1 rRNA gene is annotated in these 1,011 nt (G+C 51.0%); it reads right to left on the minus strand.

From position 1 onward, the window contains the following. Positions 1–1,011, minus strand: a 23S ribosomal RNA gene (locus C505_RS0120910); the annotation flags it as partial.

The raw sequence follows: 1,011 nt of genomic DNA on the forward strand, positions 1-1,011 counted from the left end.
TTTTCACCCCCATTATCGTTACTCATGTCAGCATTCGCACTTCTGATACCTCCAGCATGCCTCTCGACACACCTTCAACAGCTTACAGAACGCTCCCCTACCCAGTGTCACGAGGACACTGCCGCAGCTTCGGTGGATAGTTTTAGCCCCGTTACATCTTCCGCGCAGGCCGACTCGACCAGTGAGCTATTACGCTTTCTTTAAAGGATGGCTGCTTCTAAGCCAACCTCCTGGCTGTCTAAGCCTTCCCACATCGTTTCCCACTTAACTATCACTTTGGGACCTTAGCTGGCGGTCTGGGTTGTTTCCCTCTCCACGACGGACGTTAGCACCCGCCGTGTGTCTCCCGGATAGTACTCATCGGTATTCGGAGTTTGCATGGGGTTGGTAAGTCGGGATGACCCCCTAGCCCAAACAGTGCTCTACCCCCAATGGTATTCGTCCGAGGCTCTACCTAAATAGATTTCGGGGAGAACCAGCTATCTCCGGGCTTGATTAGCCTTTCACTCCTAGCCACAAGTCATCCCCTAATTTTTCAACATTAGTGGGTTCGGTCCTCCAGTTGATGTTACTCAACCTTCAACCTGCTCATGGTTAGATCGCCCGGTTTCGGGTCTACACCTTGCGACTGGACGCCCAGTTAAGACTCGGTTTCCCTACGGCTCCCCTATTCGGTTAACCTCGCCACAAAATGTAAGTCGCTGACCCATTATACAAAAGGTACGCAGTCACAGAACAAGTCTGCTTCCACTGCTTGTACGTACACGGTTTCAGGTTCTATTTCACTCCCCTCACAGGGGTTCTTTTCGCCTTTCCCTCACGGTACTGGTTCACTATCGGTCAGTTGGGAGTATTTAGCCTTGGAGGATGGTCCCCCCATGTTCAGTCAAGATAACACGTGTCCCGACCTACTCGATTTCATCTTAAAAACACCTTCGTGTACGGGGCTATCACCCTGTATCGCCGCACTTTCCAATGCGTTCCACTAATGCTTATAAAACTTAAGGGCTG

Origin of the sequence: Algicola sagamiensis DSM 14643 (assembly GCF_000374485.1) — a bacterium.
Lineage (GTDB): Bacteria > Pseudomonadota > Gammaproteobacteria > Enterobacterales > Alteromonadaceae > Algicola > Algicola sagamiensis.